Source organism: Carboxylicivirga marina, assembly GCF_016612505.1.
Taxonomy (GTDB): domain Bacteria; phylum Bacteroidota; class Bacteroidia; order Bacteroidales; family Marinilabiliaceae; genus Carboxylicivirga; species Carboxylicivirga marina.
On record NZ_JAENRR010000180.1, the window covers coordinates 1 to 430 of the forward strand.

Consider the following 430-nt stretch of genomic DNA (forward strand, 5'->3'; position numbering starts at 1 on the left):
TTCGAGAAAAACTCCGATAAAGCAAATAAGTGGTACAAGAAATACAGGAGTATCATCAAAGATGACCAGCAAGGAATAGACAAACTTATACAATCTGTACTAAACTACCTCAGTCGCAAAAGATATAACAAGACAACGGAGAAAGAGATAAAAAAACACCTGAATTACTTCAAGAAACATAAGAAGTTTATGCAATATGCAACCTTTTCAGAAAGAGGGTGGCCAATTGGAAGTGGTGTTATTGAGGCAGCCTGCAAATCAGTTGTAAAACAACGGATGTGTCGTAGCGGTCAACGCTGGTCTATAAAAGGAGGACAAGCAATACTTGATTTAAGAGCAATTGCTAAATCAAACAGATGGGATGGTTTTTGGAAACATTTTTCTGACGTATACTACACTAAAAATGCTGCGTAATATGAGAACTGCACCC

General features: G+C 37.4%; 1 pseudogene. It reads left to right on the forward strand.

The features are described 5' to 3' along the window. A pseudogene (locus JIV24_RS22270) lies at nucleotides 1-414 on the forward strand (hypothetical protein); the annotation flags it as partial. Nucleotides 415-430 lie beyond the last annotated feature (16 nt).